The sequence below is a fragment of the Halostagnicola alkaliphila genome (genome assembly GCF_055379965.1).
This window is the reverse complement of sequence record NZ_AP043827.1, coordinates 64,021-86,048: the sequence shown is the minus strand read 5'-3', so window position 1 is coordinate 86,048 and position 22,028 is coordinate 64,021. Positions and strand designations below refer to the sequence as shown.

The window sequence follows — 22,028 nt, the reverse complement described above, 5'->3', positions numbered from 1 at the left end:
CAGTCTACCACACGGACTACCCGTTTTGAGAAAAAGGTTCGTGAGAGGTGATAGAGACCTTCAGACGGACGGATCGTTCCTCACGATCGGTATCTCTCTGCTCACTATATTTCTTACTATTGCAAGTGGAATATTTATCAGTTATACCGCTGTCGGGAACGTGAAGCATGTTCTTCCAAGAACCAGAACTCCAGTACGACGTCACAGTCGAAGAGCCGGACCCCCACTTCGCGAAACTCCTCCAGCAGGCGATCGGCGGTGCGGAGGGAGAAATTCGCGTCGCGATGCAGTACATGTTCCAGGCGTGGGCGCTCCCGCCGGAGTACAGTGAGTTTCGAAACCTGCTGATGGAGACCGCAGCAGAAGAGTTGGGCCACATCGAAATGCTTGCGACCGCGGTGACGGAGAACCTCCGAGGCGCACCCGATGAACTTCGGGAGGAAGCGAAGCAGAATTCGGCCGTCAATGCGGCGATGACGGGCCAGAACCCGCGCCACTTCCTTTCGGCCGGACTTTCGGCAATGCCCGTCGATAGTAACGGCGTCCCGTTCAATGGCGGCTACGTCGTCGCCTCCGGAAACCTCGCCGCTGACCTCTATGCGAACGTCATGGCCGAATCGACCGGTCGTCTGCTCGCCACGCGGCTGTACGAAATGACCGACGATCCGGGGATGGAAGACATGCTCTCGTACCTCATCGCTCGAGACACGATGCACCAGAACCAGTGGCTCGAGGCTATCGAAGCCCTCGACGACCCGATACCGATTCCCGCGAGTTTTCCCCAGGAGGAGGAAAATCAGGACGTCAACTACGCGTTCATGTCGACCCGCAGAGATCCACAGGAGGATCCGAACCTGCCGTGGACGGAGGGCTCCTCACCGGACAGCAAGGGCGAGTTCTCCTATCTCGCCGAACAACCGGGCGACGGCGAAGTTGCTGCGCCGGAGCCGGATCCGCAGACGTACAACGATCCCAAGTGAACTGTTGAGCCCGAACCGGTTTTCGATTTGCTCCACCGTGCTATCCCAACCAACGGTTAGTTGCTGGCAATCGCCGACAAAGGGTAGTGACTGCCAATCGCCGACAAGCGGTTAATGACTGGGGACCGAGCCGAATTGTCCCGTTTCAGGGCAATTCAAACCAGATCCCCCGAACCGCGTCCGGACGGGTTCGTCTCGAGGGAGGGGATTTCGCCCGTCTCCGCGAGACTTTTAAACCGATTGAGCGTCTTCTCCGCGAGCGTTCCCGGCACGAACTCGATTCCGTTCATCACCGCGTTCCCGAGAGAACCGCCGGGTGGATCGAACGTCAACTGAAGGGTAACCTCCGTTCCTCGGTCGGCGGGTGCCTCCCGAAACTCGATCGAGCCCTCGCTCGAGAGTCGTTCGCCCTCGAGTGACTCCCAGCGCAGGTACTCCTCTGGTTCTTCTTCGACGAGTTCGGTCTCCCAGGTGACGGTTTGCTCGAGCGGTCCGGGGATCGTCCATCGCCAGCGCCCCTCGTCCTCGTCGACTGTCTCGATTTTCCCGCCGGGGCCCGCGAGGCGCTCGAGCGTGTCCGGTTCGGTCCAGAGGTCGTAAAGGTCGTCCGCAGACTCTCCAATCGTAACCGACCGCTCTATCTGGGGTGTCTCCGTGTCGATTTCGTCGAGAATACGGTCGGTAATTGTACTTACATCGACGCTCCGCACGGATTCCATATCGGTGTCGATGGAGCTTCCAGTCTCGGTACCTGATTCGGGATCAGTCTCGGATCTGGCGTCGCTCCCGAGTTCCATATCCGTCTCGGCATCGGTATCGTACTCCGGTTCTCGCTGACGCTGTCCTTTGACGCCGCGATACACGAGCCATCCGCCGGCGAGCGCGGCTATCGAGCCGGTCACCGAACGGTTCTTGATCCCGAACAGGACGAGCCCGCCACCGACAGCCGCGGATACAATTCGCCTCCACTGTGGGGGGTCGGTCGCAGCGCCGATTCTCGCGTCGTCTTCACCGGTTCCGAAAGCGGCTTTGAATGACATACCAATAACAGCCTCGGTCTGGTATCGCGGTAACGTGGCCCTTGGCTGTTTGGGGTGCACCTGCAGCGCTCTGGGAATAATTCCGTGTTGTGTGTCTCGAGCCCCGTCGGATATCCCGGCGGCCGAAGGGCGGCGGGAACGACTGCGTTCGAACGCCCTGGAGAACGGCAGCTTCCGAACTATAGATTCGATACCCAGCCTAGCCGTTCGGCGGATCGAACGCCCGCCGGAACCGGTCGGGCAACTGACTTTCCGTCGCCTCGAGTTCGCGCTCGCTCACCGTCTCGGCGAGGGTGCTCCCGACGGCTCGGACGTGTCTCTCCGCCGTGGCTTCGGGCACGCTTTCGCGCTGGGAAACCCGTCGAACGAACTCGTCGAACGAGTAGTCCGTCGCCGATTCGTCATCCGAACCGGTGAGCTCGTCCGCGAACGGTTCCGGAAGGAAGAGTGAGAGGTCTGCGGCTTGTCCCGCCGAGAGCCGCTCGCCGAACGTTCGGATCGTCCCTACCGTCGCGGCTCTCGCCGCCTCGAGCGAATCGAGATCACCCCGCTCTCGGACCGTCTCGAGGAACTCTCGTTCGGTCGCCGGCCCGCCCGGTTCGAAGAGCACGTCGTACTCCGTCGGGAGTTGTTCGCGGGCGCTCTCGAGTTCGTCTTCGGCGACCGTCGCCAGCGCAGCGGTCACGCCTCGAGAATACTCGACGACGTCCGATTCGGCTATCTCGGCCCGCTCGCTCACCCGTTCGGTACACTCCTCGAGGGAGAACGGCTCGGCTTCGCCGGGACTCGCGTTGGTGAGGTCGCGGGCGAATTCGTCGGGGAGTTCTCGAGCGAGGTCCGTCGCTTCTCCGTCGGAGATCCGCTCGCCGAGCGTCTGCAACGTCGCCGTCGTTACGGTTCGTGCGTCGTCTGCCGACTCGAGCGGTGTCTCCTGTCGGACGGTTTCGAGGAATTCTGTGTCGTTCATGATACTCGAAAGCGGACGCTCGAGTGTGTCACCGACGGCGGGTTTGAATCTAATACATGCACTCCACTGCCGGAGGCCCCTCTCCTGCGGGAAGGCCATCAAACAATATAGCTACTATTGGTGTATGAACCCCCGTCCCTGAAGGTACATGCCCTTCTGTTATCCACCTGTTCGTGGTCGTCACAACAGAGTGAACGCAGTGACTGGAAAACAAACGTGGGCCATTCCGGAGGGATATATCCCCGAGGAAAGCACCGGCCCCGAACCCGAGATGATCAGCCACGAGAGCGTCTGTATCCTGAACACCACCGACGAGGATGCGTCGATCGAAATAACGATCTACTTCAGCGATCGCGAACCCGTCGGCCCCTACGAGGAGACGGTTCCCGCCGAACGAACCAAGCACATCTGGTACAACGAACTCGAAGACCCGGAGGAACTCCCCAAAGGCGAGGACTTCGCGAGCGTGATCGAGGCCGACGTCCCGGTCGTCTGTCAACACACCAGACTCGACTCGAGGCAGGCGGAGAACGCCTTACTCTCGTCGATTGCGTACGGAGAATAGCGCCCCCGCCGGTTTTGCTTATTCGTCTTCGCCGTCTTCCGTCGTCGTTCCTCCGGAACTCCCCCCTTCGTCGCGGACGTCTTCGGGGTCGACTCGAGCGTCCGTTCGCTGACCGACGTCTTCGTCGGGAGTGATCTCGGCCTCCGGATCGTCCTCGGTCAGTTCGGTCGGATCGACCTCGAGACCGCGACTCGCTTCGTCCTCGATATCGTCCAGTTCCTCCGGCGACGGCTCTCGGTCCGCGCCCCGTTCGTCTTCGGGTTCCATCTCTTCTCCCTCCCGCGGGTCGTTCATCTCGTCCGGATCCTGCATTTCATCGTCGGGGTCCACGCGAGGTCCGTCGTCGATCGTTTCGTACCGACCGTCTTCCATCATGGGCTCTGCTTCGTCGAGGTCGTTTCCGCTCGGGCCTCCAGATTCGCCAGTCTCTCTTTCCGCGTCAGTGGATTCGTCGACGCCGATTCCCGCGTCGGTATCGGCGGTATCGCTCCGTCCCTCAGTAAAATTGTCGACATTTTGCTGTTCGCCCTCCTCGAGATCATCGTCGGGAGTCCCGTTGCCCTCCGTTACGGCCGATGATATACTCTCTTCCGGAAACGAGGACTCGAGTTCGACCGCGTCGTCCGTAACCCGTCGGACGGAGTCGTCCGGAAGCGGGACGGCGTCTCCCGGCCGGGTCTCCCAATCGAGCGTCGCCTTGATCGAATCCGTCACCCCCGGGTCGGGCTCGACGTAGGCGGTTTCGTCGTCCACGGACTCGATGATTCCGAGCGCCTCACCCTCCGCGCTTTCGACGGTCTTGCCGACATCGTCGGTGGTGAACGTGGGACTCATGCTCGAGGGTAACGTCGTGGCCGTGAAGTCATTCTTGCCTGCAGACCACGGGATTCGAGACTCGAAAACGACGGCAGAAAAACTCGTTTCACCTCCAAGTTCGAGCGAGGGAGTCGGCACTGAGTATCGAGTCGACGCGAATCTCCGATTCTCCGTGGTGCTGTCCCGGTGTACCGTTTATGATCCACAATCGAGATATATTGTTCCCTCGCTCCGACGGCTCGAACGAGAGTTCCTATAACTCATCCCGGAAAGTCGGTCTCGAGCGATGGAATCCCCACCTCGGCGAGGCTTTTGAATCGCTTGAGCATCTCTTCCGAGAGCGTCCCGGGAACGAAATAGGCTCCGATCAACTCTGAGTTCCTATCCGGCGATTTGTTCGATCGACTACCCATGGCCGAGTCGCATACTAACTTCGCTACGGCCTCGAATTCGTCTTCGGTGACAGTGAGTAGATGGGCGGTTCACGGCTCGCTGGTACTCGCAGCGACCGGTTCATGATTATGGCCTCAGTCACTACTTCGCTAGGAGGCTATCGGTACAATTTCAACTCAGAACCGTCGCTTGATCCTGGAATTCGTTGAACCGATTCCGTGCCCACTCAACGGCTTCTTTCCGGTAATTGATCAAAACACCTTTCACTCCACCGTTTTCGTAGATGGTTACCCCTCCGTAATCCAAACTGTTTGATTCCATTACCCAGATCGAATACGGTAACTTTTGTTCTGTCACCATGAGGGTCACGTCCTCGCTTTCTTTCAGATCCCGCATAATCTCTCCACAGATACAATCGAGGCTACCAACAAGTTTCTTTTCTACGACGAGTTCTACTTGAAGGCCATTGTTCATTACAGCCTCGTGTAACTCCTGTGGGTATGACGGGAGAACAAAGGACATCAGTCCCTGGAGACGATCCGATGAGTGAAGAATTTCATTTTTTACTTCCAAAGCGATTCCAGGTATCTGTGGGTCTGCAGGATATTTTTTTGCTCCTTTAATGAACTCACTATATATTGATGTGTTGGCCGGTAACGAATTTATAATATCTGCTTTCTTTTGGAAGTGGGCTACCGTACTAGTGTAGTCTTCGTAGCTTGTAAAGATTAATTTACCAGCGGTTGTTGATCGATATTTCCCGTTCTTTTTTTCGACACAGCTGTGCCTTTCAAAGGCATCAAGCCCTCGAGATATTGTCGACCGAGATATACCTAGTTCCTCGGTAAGTTGGGACTTATCTCGAGGCGAAATTATGACGGCTTGGAGCAGTTGTGCCCTCTTTCGCAGGGTGTTTTCTAGGGATGAACCTGAAGGTGTCATTTTGTAAAAAATCATTCTTATTTATAATAAAATTACCGTTACACTCATTATTTGAATAGGTACTTGAAAAACCATTACCTATATAGAATATTGTCTATATCTATTTGCTCTTGGGAACTTAATTGTTGACAGTATTATTTACGGTGTGATTGAATACTAGAACCTTTGAGTTAGCGCACAGTCAGTTAGCTTCTACGTACATTTTCTCCATCTATAATCTAATGACAACCTGAAAGGGGAAACCCGAACCAAGGTTTGGTCATACGATGTTCCTCCTAACTGCTTATGATACAACCGATAACGAAAATAAAATTCTCTTACCATCTATTATAATAAAAATATATAGTGGTATTGGTACAAATCCAAAAAATCCTTACACCTGTATACTAAACTACCAATATCTGCCCATTATGACCTCTACATTAGCTATCCAGACAAACAATATTGTCAAGCGATACGGCGGAGTTAGTGCAGTTGAGGGTCTCGACCTCACTGTTCCACAAGGGAGTGTGTACGGCTTTCTCGGACCAAACGGTGCAGGCAAAACCACAACCATGCAACTGCTGACAACGCTCATCACCCCCTCGGAGGGTCATGCACGTATCATGGACAAACCGATAACCAAGCGAAATGAAGTTATCCCTCATATTGGGTATCTCCCGGACAAGCCGCCCCTTTATCATGAGTTTTCTGCCTACGAGCAATTGTCCTATATTGCTGATCTTCGTAATATGCCTTCACAGGCCGCCCAGGATAGAATCCACGAATTACTCACGGAATTTAATCTCCTCGAGGATGCGGAGAAACAAATTGGGACGTATTCGAAAGGGATGCGACAGAAAACTGCCTTCATTCAGGCTATTCTTCACTGTCCGGATGTTCTGTTTTTGGATGAACCCACGAGTGGTCTCGATCCCCACGCTGCCCGGACAATTCGTGACTTGATCAACACCCTCGCTTCTGACGGGATGTGTATTTTTCTCTCAACGCATATTCTTCCCGTCGTTGAGGAACTTGCAACGACGATTGGTGTTCTCCATGACGGCCAACTCGTTACCGAAGGTCCTCCGGAACAACTGAAACAGTACGATGAGACAGAGCGTGCAGAGACGCTCGAGGACGTCTTTCTGGAGCTTACCACAGGTGATTCCACCGATCAGAGTGTCACCTTCGAGTGATTTTCATGCAGGATGATTTCGTCCATGGGCTTCGGATCGGCCGTGCCGAGTTTAAACGAACATGGCGAACGTACACGACGGATCCGCGCCGACTAGTTGGTCTCGGAATGGTCACTCTGTTACTCGGGGTGACCCTCGTTTTTATCGCAAGTGAAGCGTATGCAGTCGGTCAATCGGTTACCATTCATCAAGATTTCTCAGTACCCGGTAGCGTCTACAATCAGTTTGTGCTTCTCGTACTGGGGCTGATTTCGATGTTCACGTTCCAGACAGTAGGTCGGCACGGAGAGATCGACGCTATGGATCTGATTTTGACGACGACATCGTCTCGAGCGGTCAGTATCGGGTTAGTGTCGAAGTTACTCCTCCAGTTCGGTGTCTGGGCCGGTCTCCCCGCGCTCCTTGTTCTTGGTGCGTTTGCCATTGGTGCAGAGGCACCACTGTTATTCGTGGTTGTTCCACTGATCTTCATACCAGCGCTGTTTTTTTCCGCCGTTGTGGGCTATTCTCTTGGGTTAATTATTAGAGCACGGACTAACGTACGTTTGACAACCTCCAAAACAATCTCAGCGATTGGAGTCGTAGTGCTAGGTAGCGGCGCCGTGGTGATTTTATTTGACCGATTCGTTTTATCCGAATCATCGATCTTTTCATCGGAGGGTATCACGCAGGCGCTCTCAATGGTGCCATTAGCCTGGTACGCCGACTTCTTTTTTATCAGTATTCCCGGTCAGTCCGTTCGATTGGGGGCTTGGATTACGGCTATTCTCTTCGTACTCGGTATCCCCGTCGGAATCAATATTGCAACGCGACTTGCTGAGATTGTGTGGTTTACCAAGTCATCGGCGCAGAGTTATGAACAGGCGGAATTCAAACCGACAACACCATCTCGTAGAGAGATTCCGCGCTTATTCGCCTGGTGTCGGTCCGGCCGTATCGCTTGGCACATTTGGCTTCGGAACGTTCGATCTCCAGACCAATTCATTCAGCTTTCATATATTGTGATGATTCTCGGAGTCTACGGAATCAGTACTGTACTCGTTTCAGACGTAACGCTCTCATTGTGGCCAGCAATTGCTGTCATCGTCGGATCGCTGGTTGCCGGACAAGCGTTTAGTCTGAATCCGCTCGGCGACGAAGAACAAATGCTGCCGTTGGTTATGACAGTGACGATGCCGGAACGATACTTCGTCCAGGCGCGAGTGATTGCAGGAGTTCTTCCTGGGATACTCACAATGGTCGTCCTTTTCCTTGGGTTCAGTTTGTTCGAGGCGCTGTCGTCAACCGAACTACTACTCTTCTTTGGATTCGGGTCCCTTCTCGCTATCGTGAGTGCAATCGTTGGAACCAGTTTGGGGATGTGTTTTCCAAAGTTTGAGCGCGTTCAAGCCCGTGGCGGCAGTATGGTTTTACCATCACCAGTAACATACCTTTGTCATTGGATATTTCTCGGAGTTCTTTTCATACCGTGGTTCGTTCTGATCGCGCCTGAATTACAGTCAATTATGGTGTGGGAAATTGAAACGGGACTCGTTCGGAATATGGGGGTTGTGATATATGCGATAGGGTTGTGTATGATTGGAATTGCTGGATACAAGTATTCAGTGCACCGGTATCGTACGTATACGGTTGATTAACCCGATAGAGCGTAGCAGATGAGACACCGCGTTCACTGCGCCGGAATCGACTCCATGTCGTACCCTTCGGTCAGCTCTTTGAGCTTCTCGAGGGCGTCCTGTTCCTCGCGGAGGTTCTCCTCGAGCATGTCCGCGGCGTCGTCCAGTCCGAGTTGGTCGGCAAGCGGAATGAGATTCCCGTAGGCGGCGATTTCGTAGTGTTCGGTTTTCTCGGCGGCGGCCATGTTGTGGTAGTCGAGGACGTTCTGATCGGGATCCGTCTCGAGGAAGCCCTCGTACTCCGAGATCAGTCCCTCGATTCCTTCGCACTCTTCTTTCTCGGGCGGCTCGCCGAACTCCTCGAAGACTTGCTCGAGACGGTCGATCTGGTCTTCCGTTTCCTCGCGGTGCTCGGCGAACGCCTGTGCGATCCCGTCGTCTTCCGTGTGTTCTTCGAGTTCCTCGAGGGCGTCGAGGAGCTCGTGTTCCGCGTGATAGATGTCCTCGAGGCCGTGCTCGAACAAGTCGTGGATGGTTTCTGTACTCATGGTGGTCCACCCTAACCGTCAACGACCGGGTCAAAATGGGAACAGCCTGCGACGGCAGGGATGACGGCCGTTTCTGGTACGGAACGTTCGTGGCGGGACACCTCGCGTTTCAGCGCGACTGCCAGTGGTCAGGAGGAGACTGGATGCGAACGGCTACAGGGCACATTCAAGGCCCAGATTTAGGCTCGATTACATGGGAGAATCGAACATGGCCGATATTCCGGACGTCGAGATGGTCGAAACGGCAGACGAATACATTCACGTGAGGTTTCGAGATCCCGACCGCTACAACGAAATCCGAACGCCCGACTGGGCCGACAACCCGGCGGAATCGGTGTCGGAAGGGAGCGAAGTTCGAACCGGGAACGTCGAAGGCGAAGACGACTGGGAGGTCACGAGCGTGTTGATCAAAAAGAGCGTCGGCGAGGAGAAAGCCGAGGAACAGGCACGGGAGATCGTCGAGAAGATCGAATCGTAATGTCATGCCAGCGACTCGAGACCGCTCTACGAACGCGGTCATCGCGCTATTGGCGTCGTATACGATCCGGATCGCGAATCCAGTAGCTACGCACCGACGGTATTGCCCGACCGCTCCGATGCCTCCGTTCACATAGCGGAAACCACCGTGTTCAATCCGTTCGAACTGCACGTCGCGCGTGACGATCTGCCCGAACTTCACTCGTGGGGGGAGTGTACTACTCACTTCCCGACCAGCAACTCGATGTCTCTGGCCGACCGATATCGTCGGTATAAAAGTAGACTCACTTTCAAAGGAAGACCGCTATTTCTCTGGGGGCCCTCTCTAGATTCGATGAGTCACCAATACACGGCGACCGGCTGTTCGTTCTCGCTCGATACGGCATTTGACCTCTCCACGATCGCCGCCGTCGCGCCGTCCTCACAGTCCTGAATGAAACTGACCGACGGCTCTCACTGACCGAGTTAGCGAACAAGATTACGATTCGAGAGAACGATCCACGAGATCCTTCGGCGCACTCCGAGAACGTACGACTCTCTTTGACTCACGTTCACCTTCCAAAACTGGCCGACGCGAACGTCGTCAGATACGACCGCGAGCGGCCGACGATAGAGCCGGGTCCGCTGTTCGAACAGACACTTTCACATCTCTCGGCGTCGGCTACCGCGGAGTCCGCTCCCCGTCCCGTTCACAAATTGTAACCGTTCGATCGAACCTTCTCCGATCGATTGCGATGACGACGCCAGGCGCTTGCCGATACTGATGGACGCAGGGTCCGATGACGTCGCTCGAGTTCGTAGCGTTCGGTTAGGAATCTGATTACCACGACCTCGGCGAATACCCCGAAGGGCCGAGTTCGGCGAATCGTAGACTCCCAGCCGTTTGGAGGATCGTTTGCTCCCGGATTGTCGCGTGTTCCCAGCCTCTCCCTCCGAGCTGAGCCATGCTATCATCGTTTTCGACCTCGTCCGGTGAATATCCTCTCGAACCGTCTTTTTCTTGCCACCCAAGGAATAAGTAGCGGTAATTGTACTTGGAATGTATAAACAACGATGAAGGAATTTGCCCAGGATACGACCCAATCGGCACAATCGAACCGATCTACGTCCGAGAACCCCACGAGGTGGTCGTCGCGTCGACGAAATTTCCTCAAACTGGCGGGAATAACCGGCGCGACGAGCGTCCTTCCGGTTAGTAGCGGGACGGCGCTGGACCTCGGGTCGATTCTCGACGAAACGCTCGACGCCGCAACGGATGCCCTCCAAGAGGTTCTCGTCGTCTTCGACGCGATAGCAGACATCGAGTTACTGGACACGCTCGATCTCCCCGACGGGTACTACGGATTCGATACGTTGCCGATCGCGTATACCGTGGTGCCAGGTACCCTGCTAAGCACGATCGCCGAACTGACGGGAGTTCGCCTCGTCGTCCCGAACCGCGAACTCGAGTACTACAACGACGACGCTCGTGAAACGACTCGCGCCGATGCGGTTCTGTCCGGTGATGGCGTCGACGGATACACTGGCGAAAACGTCCACAGCGTCGTCATCGACTCGGGTGTCGACGGCTCTCATCCCGACCTCGCCGACAATCTCGTCGCGAACTGGCGTTGGATCGGCGATCCGCTCACGGACGACGGCGAAACGACTCTCTGGGTCGATGCAGGATCGATCAACACCGACGACAACGGCCACGGAACGCACTGTGCAGGAACGGTGGCGGGCGACGGTACCGAAAGCGAGGGAGAACTTCGCGGGATGGCTCCCGGCGCTGATCTCACCGTCTACTCGGCGGGGCTCGCGCTCTTTCTGGTCAAGGTCGTCGCCGCCTACGACCACATGATCGGTCGAAAGCGGTCGGGAGAAACCGACGTCCAGGTCGTCTCGAACTCCTACGGGGCCGACGACGGCGTCAATTTTGACCCCGACCTACCCGAAAACATCGTCACCTGGGAGGCCCTTCAGGAGAACATTTTACCCGTGTTCGCGGCGGGTAACTCCGGCCCCGAAACGAATACGCTCAACACCCTGGCCCACGCTCCGAACGTCCTCGGTGTGGCGGCGACGAACGCCGACCGGTCCGTCGCGGAATTCTCCTCTCGCGGTCGACCCGAGGAGTTCGACGGAGAGTCGAACTACGACCGCGGGGAGGCCTACGAGAACCTCCAGGCGTTTCGAGACGGAGAGGAAGTCGACGGGCCGCTGGGCCTGTACCGTAACGGGGCAGGTGCGAAGGGTGCGGGCGTGTTGAGTACGATGCACCCGTTCCACCTGCTACAAGCTACCGGGAACGATGCTGAGCGCTACTACGGTTCTCTCGACGGGACGAGCATGGCCTGTCCGGTCGTCGCCGGTTGCGCGACGCTGGTTATCGACGCCTACGTAGAAAATCACGGGACCGTTCCAGACTCCATCGACGTGCTCAATACGCTCGAGGCCACCGCCGATCTCGCCGGTATCGAGGCGATCAATGACCCCGGGGGCGAGGACGAGTACACCGCGGAAAACATCGGAACCGGGTACGTCGACGCTCTCGCAGCGGTCGAACGCGCCGAAGCGGACGATCTTGCGGACTTCGACGAGGCGACGATCGCACCGAGCGGTGGTGGCGATTCCGACGCGGAGAACCAAGGACCCCTACTCCCCCTCTAATGGGATTCGACGCTTGCCGGGGACCTGTTGCCCACTCGGACATCGTTCCCGGCAGTCACGGGGTCGCTACTTTTACACCGGCTTAACGACCGGTCGCGTATGAGCGAATACTGGCGTCCATTGCGCGAAGCGTGCGAGCGACTCGAGCCGGGTTCGGAACTGGTTACCCCCATCTCGGAGCGATCGTTCGGAATCGAGGCGGCGTTCGAGGACCGGATCGTGACACGCTTTCGAGACAGCGGCGAAGAACGACCGCTCCACCGAGATCAGTTCGATGTGCTCACCGACCGTCTCGAGGAGAGTCCCCTGTCGCTCGAGACGCTTCCGCCGGGCGTCGAACCGTACGCGGCCGTCCTGAGCATCTCATCCGAGTACGTCTCCGACGGAGAAACGCTCTCATCGGCTCCCGACGATGCCACCGGCGGGGAGAGCCCGCACCTCCTTCCCCCTGAGGAGGCACGAACTCGACCCGAGCGCGTCCACGACGATGCCGTGGTGCTTGCGGACCTTCTCGACAGGGTAGACGTGGACGATCCGTCGTCGCTCGACACCGAAACGCTGACCGATCTGTATGTCATGCTTTCCGACGTTCAACGCGGCGCCGACCGCGTCAGGAAAACGACGAGAGAGCCCCTGCTCGAGCGCCTCGGCCCGGACCAGCGGTTACACGGTCGGTTCGGAACTGTTCGTCGAACCACGCGCGAGCGCCGACACCCGAAGGACGACGAGACGATCCTCGACGCGCTGGACGAACACGACATTCCCCACGACTGGGTGCTCGGCGTCGACACCGAGAAGCTAGACGTCGTGCTCGCGGTGACCGACCTCGAGGAAAACGCAGTTTACGACGCCGAGGAGCAGGTGTACGTCCAGAAAACGGGCGTCGACGAAGGTGAGAAGTTCTCCCGGTTGCAAGGGCTCGCGGATCGACTCGAGGAACTCGAGGGCGGCGAGGATATTGCGGACGACCTTATCGAAATCGAACAGCGACTCGACGAAGCACTTTCTGCCGGGTGACCGGCCCAGCCGCGCTCTTTGTTCCGTCTGTCTTCGTTCGTCTACTTGTTCCGTCTGCTTGCTCCGTCTCTCTTTGGCTTCGTGTTCCGATACGGCTTTGCTCGACCCGGTCGCTTCGATTGGGAGGACGTCCCATTCTCGGCCGGTAAGCCGTCCCAATTTCGGCTAGCGACTGTCTCATACGGTTTACTGTAAGTCATTTCCAGCGCAACCGCAGGACTGGACGCGGTTGCACCGGTGGACTCGCTCCGCTCCTCCACCGAGGCTCGTCTCACACGGTTCGACTCACCGCCGGTAAATCGTTACAGTAATCCGTATCAGCCTACCGAACGGTATCGGGCGTGAACCGTTCTTGTAACTGCGTTTCAGTTCCGTCGAATTCGTCGATGAGCCCCCCGTCAGGATTGACCGCGCGAAATTCCCGTGAGCCGTCGGGGTCCAGTTCCGCCTGTATGACGTTCAATTCACTCTCGCTTTCCGCGAGATACGGCCGTTCCTCGGGTGAATACACATCTCGCGGACCTTCCCCCCATCCGCCATCGCCGAGGTAGAGGACGCCATCGTCCGGATCCGGCTCGTCGTCTCGGAGTCGGTGTGTCCGCTTGTAAGCGTGATCGTCGTGTTCGAACGCAACTTCAACATTGGACGATTCGAACACCGGGACCCAGTGTTCTCGGATATCGCCTCGGTTCTCGCCTTCGATTTCCTTGGCCGACGGATACACCGGAACGTGGTAGACTGCAAATAGATTGGTTCGGTCGGCACGCTCAGCGACTCTTTCCTCGAGCCACTCCGTTTGGGTTCCCGCCACCTCCGCCGTGTGATTCGAGTCGAGGATGAGTAGTGAGATGTCGTCACCGATGTCTAACGCCCAGTAGGCGCGTTCTTCCTGTGTATTGTCGAACAGCGTGTAGAAAAACGGGGCATCGTCCGGTGTGCCACCGTATTCTCTCTCTTTCAGTTCGTGGTCCCCGATGGCGGCGACGAGCGGGATGAGACGATTTTCGGAGCGCATGTACTCGTTCCAGTCCTCGAGAAAGTCGATCCAGCGATCGGAATCGTACCCGTCGGCGTACGCGAGGTCGCCACCGACGACGGCAAATAACGGATCCGAGCCCGCCGCTTGCTCGTGGAGCTGCGGGACATCATCAGAGGTTCCGATGTCGCCTCCCTCGACGAAGGGGAGTGGTTCCTCCAGTTCTTCGGGAGCCGTCTGGACGGATAGCTCCGTCTCCGACTCGTCGATGGTGATCCGATAGCGGGTATCAGCATCCAGGTCGGTCAGCGTCGCACGGTGGCGAGAGAGGTGTGAGTCTCCAAACGACGCGACCTCGGTTTGGGTACTCGCGTTCGACGCTCCGTTCTCCTGGGAGAGGTCGACGGGAACCGGATCCGCGCGTTCGTCGCTGTCTCTGAGCCACTGGAGTGTCACGGTGCTGGTCGGGTCCTGACCCCGCCAGGTAGCTATCAGCGTCGAAAGCGGTTCCGTCGGCGTTTCAGTCCCTCCTGAACCGAAACGCGCACAACCAGCGATGCCGACGGTTCCGAGACCAGCAAGTTGGAGAATCCGGCGCCGCGTTTGTCCGTCTCTGGGGGAGTTTGGCTCCGCTCGAAGATTGACCTCGTCCATGACTGTTTATCTTTCAACTGTTATCTCGCGTATCAATGATACGCTTTCGGAGGTGGATGTTTTCCTCCGGTATCTATGATCCGCTTTTCGAACTTGTTCGGCTGGACCGCGACAGGTGTCGTTTAATTTATTTGAATCACCCTGTTTCGTTGACTTCACCGTCGATTTCTGCGGAATCGGCGACAGCAACGGATTGGCCGGTGACATCGCCGTCGACTTCCGCATCGTCCTTGAGACTCACATCGCCGTCCGCTTCGATGGTACCGTCAACTTCGGCATCTGCCTGGAGTAACACGTCCCCGCCGGCGTCGACGTTCCCATCCACGCTCGCGTCGGGGCCGAGCGCAACGTGTTCACCGGCGATGAGATTCCCATCGATCTCGGCGTCTTCTTCGAGGTAAACGTGTTCTCCCGCATCGACCGCTCCGTCGACTTCGGCATCTCGCTCGAGGACGACCGAGCCGTCGGTCGTGACGTCGCCGTCGAGGTCGAAATCTTCGGGGACGACGACATCGTCGTCGGTGTCGACATCGTCGTCGGAATCTTCGACGACTGTCGCGTTTTCACGGTCCTCGATCGGCCACGATTCATCGATTTCGTCGGCCGCGTCTAGGGGGCTGTAGTCGTCGTCGACTTGCCCGTTCGTCTCTTCGTCGTCCTGTGCACTCGCCGGGAGCCCCATCAGTCCGATTACCGCTGTTCCGGCCGCTACGTGAAGGATTCGTCGCCGCGTGGTTTCTCGTTCCATCGAGGAACCTAAAGCCGGGGTGCGGAATAAACCATTTTCATGCTTTATCCGACTTACGTAGATATTGACCTGCCGTCCGGTAGAACGCCCGTTGCGAACGAAACGGTACAGACGACGGGTACATCGCGTTCGCTCGACTATCGCTCCGGGTTCGAGAGGTGATACAGCGGTTCGTACTCGCCGACGCTCTGGGAGTCTTTCAAACAGTCTTGCATGACTTCTCCGTGCTCCCTATCGATTTCGTGGGTTGATTCCTCGAACGTCTCCCACACCCGTTCGAGGTCCGCCGCCTCGATATACGTCACGAGGAACGTCCCGCTGGTCGTTTCCTCGAGAAACGTCGTCTCCGTGTACACTCCCTCGCCTTGGAGCGTTTCGAGAGCCTCTGTGTTTCGGTCCTGAACCGTTGCCATCCACTCTCGTAACTGCGTGACTTTGTCCGGCTTCACTTCCTGTTTGAGCAGAGTCACTTCCGTCATAGCGGCGCTTTCTCGAGGTATCCACATAAGTGGGGGCGCTGCGACCGCCTCGTTGTCGATTTGACCACATCGGTAATCGAACTCGTAATCGGCCGGGAGGGGCGGAGCTATTCACAACAGAAACCGTATAAGCGCTGCACCTGCTCGTGGGACTATGCCGACTGAACGCGAGAAAATGGTCGACGGAGAGCTGTACGATCCCGACGACCCGCAGTTAGTTGCCGACCGGCGGGCGGCACGGGAGCTTACTGAGGAACACAATCAAACGCCGGTCTCCGACGAAGCTCGGCGCACGGAACTGGTGACCGAACTGTTCGGCTCCGTCGGGAACGAGGTATACCTCGAGCCCCCGTTTCGCTGTGACTACGGCTACAACATTCACGTCGGCGACGCGTTCTACACGAATTTCGACTGCGTTATCCTGGATGCTTGTCCGGTCAGGATCGGAGACAATTGTATGATCGCCCCCGGCGTTCATATTTACACCGCGACGCACCCGCTTGAGGCCGCAGAACGAGTGAAGGGTCCCGAATACGGAAAGCCGGTGACGATCGGCGACGACGTCTGGATCGGCGGCCGAGCGGTAATCAATCCCGGCGTAACGGTTGGAGACGGCACAGTGATTGGATCAGGGGCGGTCGTCACCGAAGACGTTCCCGAAAACGTCGTCGTGCAGGGCAATCCTGCGGAAGTCATCAAGGAATTAGAATAGGTGTGCTTGGGACCTTCAAAAATACTCCCCACCCAATCTCGACTAATGGTTGTCAAAATCAGTTGTTCTCCTCACCCGCGTAAATTTCCTCCCAAGTTACGTCCGCGGACCGTTGAACGGGCTCCAGATAGATCCGTCCTTTGTGAATCCGACCGTCGGTGATTCGCTTGATAACGACGCCCCGAACGTCCAATTCGTCCCCGTCGGTTTGGGTCCCTTGCATTCGCATTTCGATCCAGGCTGTCGCTCCATCGATCGTCGTTCGCGGAAACTCGACCGAGAGATCGGGGGTCGTCTCGAACATTCGAATCCAGTTCTCCCGAACCTGTTCGCGGCCGGTAAACGAGCGTTCGGGATGTGCCGGCGTCTCGCTCCGGTAGTCCTCGTGAAAACACGAGAGCAAGGTCTCGAGGTCGTGATCGTTCATCGCCCGCAGAAATCGATCCACGATATCTTTGGTGGTTTGAGACATGCGTTATCATCCGACAAGGATAGCAATAAACCCGTCGTAGCGGGCTGTAAATACCCGCGAAAACCGAACAAACCAGCGACCTCATACTTCCGCTGGCCGCCACCACGAAGACCGATCGGGACGACCACGGAATCTCGAGGGTTCGCTCGAGTCGACTACGGATGACGGTGATTCGAACGACTTCACGTCTCGGACAGCAAGAAGTCGAACGCAACTCTGACGATGAAATAGAGAGCCGCAACGGCGAAGATGAACCCCCAGTCGATGGCACCCTGCCAATACTGGAACACCCCAAGAACGAGCACAACGATACCGGTACCGATGAGATGACGTTGCAGACGGAGCGAAGATTCGTCCATATTTTGAGCTATAGCCGTCACTCAATAAAACTACCTTCACCGGTTCGTGGACGATCCGCCCGGAGCGTAAATACGGTCCCGTGCATGTACGTCGTGAATCGTTCGTATTCACCGAAGACGTCAGCTATTACCCCCGCGACGTGCTCGTCCGAATTCCAATTCGCATACCAGCGAAGGAACCGTCTCAACACCGGATTGAGCACTCTTGTGGGCCCGGACTGAAACTCCTGCAGGTCGAGGACCCCCATCGTTCCACCCGTTTCGAGTGCTGCATAGACGTTTTGGACCGTTCGCTCGACATCGGGCATGACGCTCAGGGAGAGCGTCGCAACGGCCGCGTCGTAGGGGCCGCCCAGATCGGCGGTCGTCGCGTCGGCGTGGATCACCTCGACGTTCTCCCAGCCGTTCTCTTGGACTCGCCGGTTCGCCTTCTCGATCATCGCCGGGCTGTAATCGATCGCCAGTAGCCTGCCGCCTTCGCCGATAGCGTTCCGAATCAGTCCGAAATTGACGCCCGGTCCACAACCGACCTCGAGGACGGTATCACCCTCGCTGATCTCGAGGTCCGCGATCAGTTCTTCGCGGATCGGCTCGAAATCGCGTTCGCTCATTCCGTACCAATTACTCCATCGGTTCCAGACGGACTCACTGCGCGCTAAGTGGTCCCCGTATTCCGTTTCGGCTTCCGGTTGGCGGTCGATTTCCGTCATCGATGTGGCCTCGAGTCCGAGGAGTTCGGACGATTGTGTGGTATCCTCTCTCGTTATTTATGCCTACTGGCAGGTCCACTGCGTCACCTGCTGGCGAGCCACTGTATCATCGGTAGGATCCCGCGTTCGGTTTCCCGGCATCGCTGTGCGGGCGGTCATCACACGCCCGATACCCGACGCTCACGGGATCGCCACTTTCGCTGGTGCTCGAGGACGACGGATCAATCCGGCTACTCTCAAACGAGGTGACTTTCGAGGATGGTCCGTGCACACCGTTGCCGACGGTTGCAGGCACTCTCGTTATGCGAGGGTATCGAGTAACCGCGGTGGAGAGACTTATGAGCGAAACACCAACCGACACGGGCGCCGATACCGAGGCTACGCAGAACAGAAATACCCTGAACACGGATACGATGCAGTGGGTGAGCGCGGTCATTGCACTGCTCGGGCTCTATCTCGTCGCATCGCCGTTCATCTTCGAAGCCACGGAGGCGGCGATTTGGAACGATACGCTCGTCGGCACAGGGATCTTCCTGCTCGGCGGGTACAACTTCTACCGCATGAGCCGGGACCGATTGGCGAGCGTCGGCGTTGCGTCGCTGACGGTTCTTCTCGGTCTGTGGGCGGTCATATCGCCGTACCTCATCGAGATGGGAAGTAACGAGCTCGCGACGGGAACGACGATAACCGGCGTGCTCGTCGCCGCCCTTGCGGGCTACAACGCCTACGCTAACAACAAGGCTGACTCGCCCGAACACGCTGCGACCCGTACGTAACGGATCCAACGGAGGGATTCCACGTCGTCGGGCTACCTCGACTGCTTGAGACCGGAGGTCCCTTTCCGTTCACGGCGTAAAGGAAATCAATCTTTCCGAAGCAATGGGGCGCTTACAACAGGATCGCCTGAGCTAATCCGAGGAAGACGAAAAAGCCCAACACGTCAGTCGCCGTGGTGATAAAGATCGTTGCAGAAGTGGCCGGATCGTACCCGATCCGGTCGAGCAATAGCGGGGTGATCGCACCGAAGAAGCCCGCGATAACCAGGTTTGCAACCATCGAGACACCGATAACCGCTCCGAGTAGGATACCGAACTCTCCGTAGGAGAAGGCGATAGCGATGACAGCGACAAGTGCCCCCGTAATGAGCCCGTTAATGGCTCCTGCGACAACCTCGTTGACGACGACACGTTTTCCGGTGTTAAGCGAAACCTCGTCCAAGGATATCCCCCGAACGGTGACTGCCATCGCCTGTGTTCCTGCATTTCCCCCCATCCCTGCAACGACCGGCATATACGCGGCCAGTATGGCGACGGCGGCAATGGTCGACTCGAACAACCCAACGACCGCTGCAGCCATAAACGCTGTACCGAGGTTGAGAATTAGCCATTTGTATCGCCTCCGCACTTTCTCGGCGGGGCTGTCGAGTACGCTCTCTTCTTCGGCGACGCCGGTAAACTCATAGAGGGTTTCGCCCCGCGCCTCTTCGATCATCATCAGCAGATCGTTGGCGTGGATCACACCGAGAACATCGTCCTCCTCGTCGAGGACTGCGACGGTTCGCTCGCGGTTCTCCCGGAACACCTCGAGTACCGCTTCGTCGTCGCGATCATACCGGATGTGCGGTGTCTCTTGAACGTAGTCGGTAATCGTCTCGTTCTCCCGGTCAGCCACCGAAAGCGCCGCGCCCGGGAGTTCGCCGAGGAGTTCATCCTCATCGGTGACGAAAATCGTCGGTACTCGACCCGTCCGTTCTTCGAAGCGACGAACGCGCTCGGTCACGTCGGAGAATTCTCGAGACCCGTCGACGGTGACGTAATCGAGGTTCATCAACCCCGCCGCACTTTCAGGGTTGAACGACAGCAGGAAGTCGATCTTCTCGCGCCGCTCGCTATCGAGGCTGTCGAGTACTGCCTCGCGGGTCCCTTCGTCGACGTATTCGAGGACGTCCGTTACTTCGTCCGGATCGAGCCGAGCAATAAACGTATTCAACTGCGAACGACTCATATCGGCAACGACCCTCTCCCGAACGTCCTCTGGGAGCGCGAAAAACAGATCGCGCCACTCGTTTCGCGGTAGATCGGTGAACGAATCAGTGGGGTCCGGAGATGTTGCGATACTCTCCCTAACATCCCTCAACTGACTGGGCATACGTTGAGACCACAGGTGTGACACTTGATTGTACCGGGACTATCGCCCCTATTGTTATTAATTATTTGCTGATAAGTTCCGCAGGGACGGTTCTTCGGCTACGGTAGTGCGTTGGAAGTCGGTTTGTTAGAAAGAACATACGCACCAATCACTGGTAGGGTGATACCGTCTTTGCCGCACGTACTACTGAGTGTTCATTGGACACTGTTTAGACGGTTTACACGTTCCATCACGAGTTGCGTCGTGCGGTTTGACGACTACGCTCGAGCCGAGATTTTGCGACAACGTTTCCACTCTCTCCCGGTTATGACTGCCAGACGGGGAACCAATGGCGGTACGTCGGCTTTATTGTCGACGTCGTGGTCCGACCGCTATGTCTCTCGACTACTTCGAGGGCGAGTTCGAGGGCCAACTCGAGCGCGCGCTCGGGAAAGTCTACTACGGCTGTGCGGACGTCGGCGAGTGTTTCGCGACTGCCGATCGAATCGATGAGGGCGATTACGACAGCTGGTACGACGAGTGGTTCGCGACGGCCGAAACAGTTGAGAACCGCGCACACGACTCGCGCGAGGACAACCATCTGGTAAGCGCTCGAGAGTCGTTTCTTCGCGCGACCGAGTACTACCGATCGGCGTACTACTTCCGCAGACACGACCTCGACGATCCGGATCTGCACGAGGCCTGGCGTCGTCAGCGCGAGTGTTTTCGAGCGGCGGCCTCGTTGCTCGATCATCCTTTCGAAATCGTCGATATCCCGTTCGAGGGGACGACGCTCTCGGGCTATCTCTTCGCGCCGGACGCCACGGGAGCGGTACGGCCCACGATAATCGGCTTCCCGGGCTACGATTCGCCCGTCGAGGAGTCCTATCCGATGCTCGCGAAGGCGGCCCTCTCTCGGGGCTACAACTGCCTCCTCTTCGAGGGCCCCGGACAGGGGGGAACGCTGTACGAGAAACGCCTCTTCTTCCGCCCGAAGTACGAAACCGTGCTCGGTCCTGTCGTCGACTACGCCGTTCGGCGGCCGGAGGTCGATTCGTCTCGAGTCGCGCTGGTCGGACGAAGCTTCGGGGGCTACCTCGCGGCGCGGACGGCCACGCGCGAACATCGCCTCGCCGCGCTCGTCGTCGACCCCGGAATCTACGATCTCGGCTCCCTCTCGCTACAGCTGGTCCCCGAGAAGCTACGGGAGGCCGTCCTCGAGGCTGATTCCGACGCCGACGAGACGCTCGACCAACAGCTCGAGGATCCGCGGGGACTGGAGTTTTTCGGGGCGCGGATGGCCGCCCACGGCGTCGATTCGCTCGGGGAGTACGTCCGCGAGTTGCAAGCGTACACGCTCGAAGGACGTGCCGATGCGATCCGGTGTCCCACGCTCGTTACCGACAACGAATCCGACCGGCTTGCAGTCCAATCGAAGGAACTCGCCGAGATGGTTACGGCACCGATGCAGTACGTCGAATTTACCGACGGCGAAGGTGCCGGCGGCCACTGTGAGAGCACGGCCCAATCGCTGTTCCACCAGCGGACGTTCGACTGGCTGGATGAAACGCTCGGACGGACGATGGGTGCCTAAAATTGC

At 57.4% G+C, this 22,028-nt stretch carries 24 protein-coding genes; 11 read left to right on the top strand and 13 right to left on the bottom strand.

Annotated elements, in window-relative coordinates:
* The first annotated feature begins 167 nt into the window (after nt 1-167).
* Nucleotides 168-980 (top strand): manganese catalase, encoded by an 813-nt coding sequence (locus ACZ5C7_RS22455; protein ID WP_464378733.1) that lies wholly within the window; start codon nt 168-170, stop codon nt 978-980.
* Between the two features lie 155 nt (nt 981-1,135).
* Here ACZ5C7_RS22455 and ACZ5C7_RS22450 read toward each other — a convergent pair whose 3' ends face one another.
* Both ACZ5C7_RS22450 and ACZ5C7_RS22445 read right to left on the bottom strand, forming a co-directional pair.
* Nucleotides 1,136-2,020 carry an SRPBCC family protein gene (locus ACZ5C7_RS22450; RefSeq protein WP_464378732.1) on the bottom strand — a complete coding sequence of 295 codons (885 nt, stop codon included), beginning with the start codon at nt 2,018-2,020 and terminating at the stop codon, nt 1,136-1,138.
* A 199-nt stretch (nt 2,021-2,219) separates the two neighbouring features.
* On the bottom strand, nt 2,220-2,987 hold the full coding sequence (locus ACZ5C7_RS22445) for a DUF2267 domain-containing protein (protein WP_464378731.1): 768 nt from the start codon (nt 2,985-2,987) through the stop codon (nt 2,220-2,222).
* Nucleotides 2,988-3,186: 199 nt separating this feature from the next.
* On the opposite strand from ACZ5C7_RS22445, the gene ACZ5C7_RS22440 reads away from it, so the two are divergent.
* Nucleotides 3,187-3,552, top strand: coding sequence for a sensory rhodopsin transducer (locus ACZ5C7_RS22440; RefSeq protein WP_464378730.1), 366 nt, complete (start codon nt 3,187-3,189; stop codon nt 3,550-3,552).
* 18 nt (nt 3,553-3,570) lie between these two features.
* On the opposite strand, the gene ACZ5C7_RS22435 is transcribed toward ACZ5C7_RS22440, so the two are convergent.
* The 3 genes from ACZ5C7_RS22435 to ACZ5C7_RS22425 all read right to left on the bottom strand — a co-directional run bounded on the left by ACZ5C7_RS22435 (nt 3,571) and on the right by ACZ5C7_RS22425 (nt 5,703).
* Nucleotides 3,571-4,386, bottom strand: coding sequence for a hypothetical protein (locus ACZ5C7_RS22435; RefSeq protein WP_464378729.1), 816 nt, complete (start codon nt 4,384-4,386; stop codon nt 3,571-3,573).
* A gap of 242 nt (nt 4,387-4,628) precedes the next feature.
* Nucleotides 4,629-4,781: a hypothetical protein gene (locus tag ACZ5C7_RS22430; RefSeq protein WP_464378728.1), complete on the bottom strand. Its 153-nt coding sequence runs from the start codon at nt 4,779-4,781 to the stop codon at nt 4,629-4,631.
* A 151-nt stretch (nt 4,782-4,932) separates the two neighbouring features.
* Nucleotides 4,933-5,703, bottom strand: a complete 771-nt coding sequence (locus ACZ5C7_RS22425) for a helix-turn-helix transcriptional regulator (protein ID WP_464378727.1) — start codon at nt 5,701-5,703, stop codon at nt 4,933-4,935.
* Nucleotides 5,704-6,113: 410 nt separating this feature from the next.
* Between ACZ5C7_RS22425 and ACZ5C7_RS22420 the strand changes: the two genes are divergently transcribed.
* The gene (locus ACZ5C7_RS22420) at nt 6,114-6,881 is read left to right on the top strand and encodes an ABC transporter ATP-binding protein (RefSeq protein ID WP_464378835.1); all 768 of its coding nucleotides are present in this window, start codon (nt 6,114-6,116) and stop codon (nt 6,879-6,881) included.
* Nucleotides 6,882-6,886: 5 nt separating this feature from the next.
* Entirely contained in the window at nt 6,887-8,518 is a 1,632-nt protein-coding gene (locus ACZ5C7_RS22415; RefSeq protein WP_464378726.1) for a hypothetical protein, read from the top strand.
* A 32-nt stretch (nt 8,519-8,550) separates the two neighbouring features.
* On the opposite strand, the gene ACZ5C7_RS22410 is transcribed toward ACZ5C7_RS22415, so the two are convergent.
* Nucleotides 8,551-9,045 (bottom strand): DUF892 family protein, encoded by a 495-nt coding sequence (locus ACZ5C7_RS22410; protein ID WP_464378725.1) that lies wholly within the window; start codon nt 9,043-9,045, stop codon nt 8,551-8,553.
* A 208-nt stretch (nt 9,046-9,253) separates the two neighbouring features.
* Between ACZ5C7_RS22410 and ACZ5C7_RS22405 the strand changes: the two genes are divergently transcribed.
* From ACZ5C7_RS22405 to ACZ5C7_RS22390, 4 genes are all read left to right on the top strand, one after another.
* On the top strand, nt 9,254-9,523 hold the full coding sequence (locus ACZ5C7_RS22405; protein WP_464378834.1) for a hypothetical protein: 270 nt from the start codon (nt 9,254-9,256) through the stop codon (nt 9,521-9,523).
* Nucleotides 9,524-9,951: 428 nt separating this feature from the next.
* Nucleotides 9,952-10,224: a DUF7344 domain-containing protein gene (locus tag ACZ5C7_RS22400; RefSeq protein ID WP_464378833.1), complete on the top strand. Its 273-nt coding sequence runs from the start codon at nt 9,952-9,954 to the stop codon at nt 10,222-10,224.
* A 351-nt stretch (nt 10,225-10,575) separates the two neighbouring features.
* The gene (locus ACZ5C7_RS22395) at nt 10,576-12,174 is read left to right on the top strand and encodes a S8 family peptidase (RefSeq protein ID WP_464378724.1); all 1,599 of its coding nucleotides are present in this window, start codon (nt 10,576-10,578) and stop codon (nt 12,172-12,174) included.
* A gap of 99 nt (nt 12,175-12,273) precedes the next feature.
* The gene (locus ACZ5C7_RS22390) at nt 12,274-13,191 is read left to right on the top strand and encodes a DUF7983 family protein (RefSeq protein WP_464378723.1); all 918 of its coding nucleotides are present in this window, start codon (nt 12,274-12,276) and stop codon (nt 13,189-13,191) included.
* 322 nt (nt 13,192-13,513) lie between these two features.
* On the opposite strand, the gene ACZ5C7_RS22385 is transcribed toward ACZ5C7_RS22390, so the two are convergent.
* The 3 genes from ACZ5C7_RS22385 to ACZ5C7_RS22375 all read right to left on the bottom strand — a co-directional run bounded on the left by ACZ5C7_RS22385 (nt 13,514) and on the right by ACZ5C7_RS22375 (nt 16,048).
* Nucleotides 13,514-14,821, bottom strand: coding sequence for a purple acid phosphatase family protein (locus ACZ5C7_RS22385; protein WP_464378722.1), 1,308 nt, complete (start codon nt 14,819-14,821; stop codon nt 13,514-13,516).
* A gap of 136 nt (nt 14,822-14,957) precedes the next feature.
* On the bottom strand, nt 14,958-15,569 hold the full coding sequence (locus tag ACZ5C7_RS22380; RefSeq protein ID WP_464378721.1) for a bactofilin family protein: 612 nt from the start codon (nt 15,567-15,569) through the stop codon (nt 14,958-14,960).
* A gap of 137 nt (nt 15,570-15,706) precedes the next feature.
* Nucleotides 15,707-16,048 carry a DUF6176 family protein gene (locus tag ACZ5C7_RS22375; RefSeq protein WP_464378720.1) on the bottom strand — a complete coding sequence of 114 codons (342 nt, stop codon included), beginning with the start codon at nt 16,046-16,048 and terminating at the stop codon, nt 15,707-15,709.
* Nucleotides 16,049-16,202: 154 nt separating this feature from the next.
* Here ACZ5C7_RS22375 and ACZ5C7_RS22370 point away from each other — a divergent pair, with 154 nt between their 5' ends.
* Nucleotides 16,203-16,760: a sugar O-acetyltransferase gene (locus tag ACZ5C7_RS22370; protein WP_464378719.1), complete on the top strand. Its 558-nt coding sequence runs from the start codon at nt 16,203-16,205 to the stop codon at nt 16,758-16,760.
* A 58-nt stretch (nt 16,761-16,818) separates the two neighbouring features.
* Here ACZ5C7_RS22370 and ACZ5C7_RS22365 read toward each other — a convergent pair whose 3' ends face one another.
* From ACZ5C7_RS22365 to ACZ5C7_RS22355, 3 genes are all read right to left on the bottom strand, one after another.
* Nucleotides 16,819-17,232 carry a nuclear transport factor 2 family protein gene (locus ACZ5C7_RS22365; RefSeq protein ID WP_464378718.1) on the bottom strand — a complete coding sequence of 138 codons (414 nt, stop codon included), beginning with the start codon at nt 17,230-17,232 and terminating at the stop codon, nt 16,819-16,821.
* 182 nt (nt 17,233-17,414) lie between these two features.
* Entirely contained in the window at nt 17,415-17,591 is a 177-nt protein-coding gene (locus ACZ5C7_RS22360) for a hypothetical protein (RefSeq protein ID WP_464378717.1), read from the bottom strand.
* Nucleotides 17,592-17,608: 17 nt separating this feature from the next.
* A complete protein-coding gene (locus ACZ5C7_RS22355) occupies nt 17,609-18,301 on the bottom strand; it encodes a class I SAM-dependent methyltransferase (protein ID WP_464378716.1) in 693 nt (230 codons plus the stop codon).
* A 338-nt stretch (nt 18,302-18,639) separates the two neighbouring features.
* Here ACZ5C7_RS22355 and ACZ5C7_RS22350 point away from each other — a divergent pair, with 338 nt between their 5' ends.
* Nucleotides 18,640-19,077, top strand: coding sequence for an SPW repeat domain-containing protein (locus ACZ5C7_RS22350; protein ID WP_464378715.1), 438 nt, complete (start codon nt 18,640-18,642; stop codon nt 19,075-19,077).
* A 112-nt stretch (nt 19,078-19,189) separates the two neighbouring features.
* On the opposite strand, the gene ACZ5C7_RS22345 is transcribed toward ACZ5C7_RS22350, so the two are convergent.
* Nucleotides 19,190-20,449: a magnesium transporter gene (locus ACZ5C7_RS22345; protein ID WP_464378714.1), complete on the bottom strand. Its 1,260-nt coding sequence runs from the start codon at nt 20,447-20,449 to the stop codon at nt 19,190-19,192.
* A gap of 373 nt (nt 20,450-20,822) precedes the next feature.
* Between ACZ5C7_RS22345 and ACZ5C7_RS22340 the strand changes: the two genes are divergently transcribed.
* A complete protein-coding gene (locus ACZ5C7_RS22340; protein WP_464378713.1) occupies nt 20,823-22,022 on the top strand; it encodes an alpha/beta hydrolase family protein in 1,200 nt (399 codons plus the stop codon).
* The last annotated feature ends 6 nt before the right edge of the window (nt 22,023-22,028 follow it).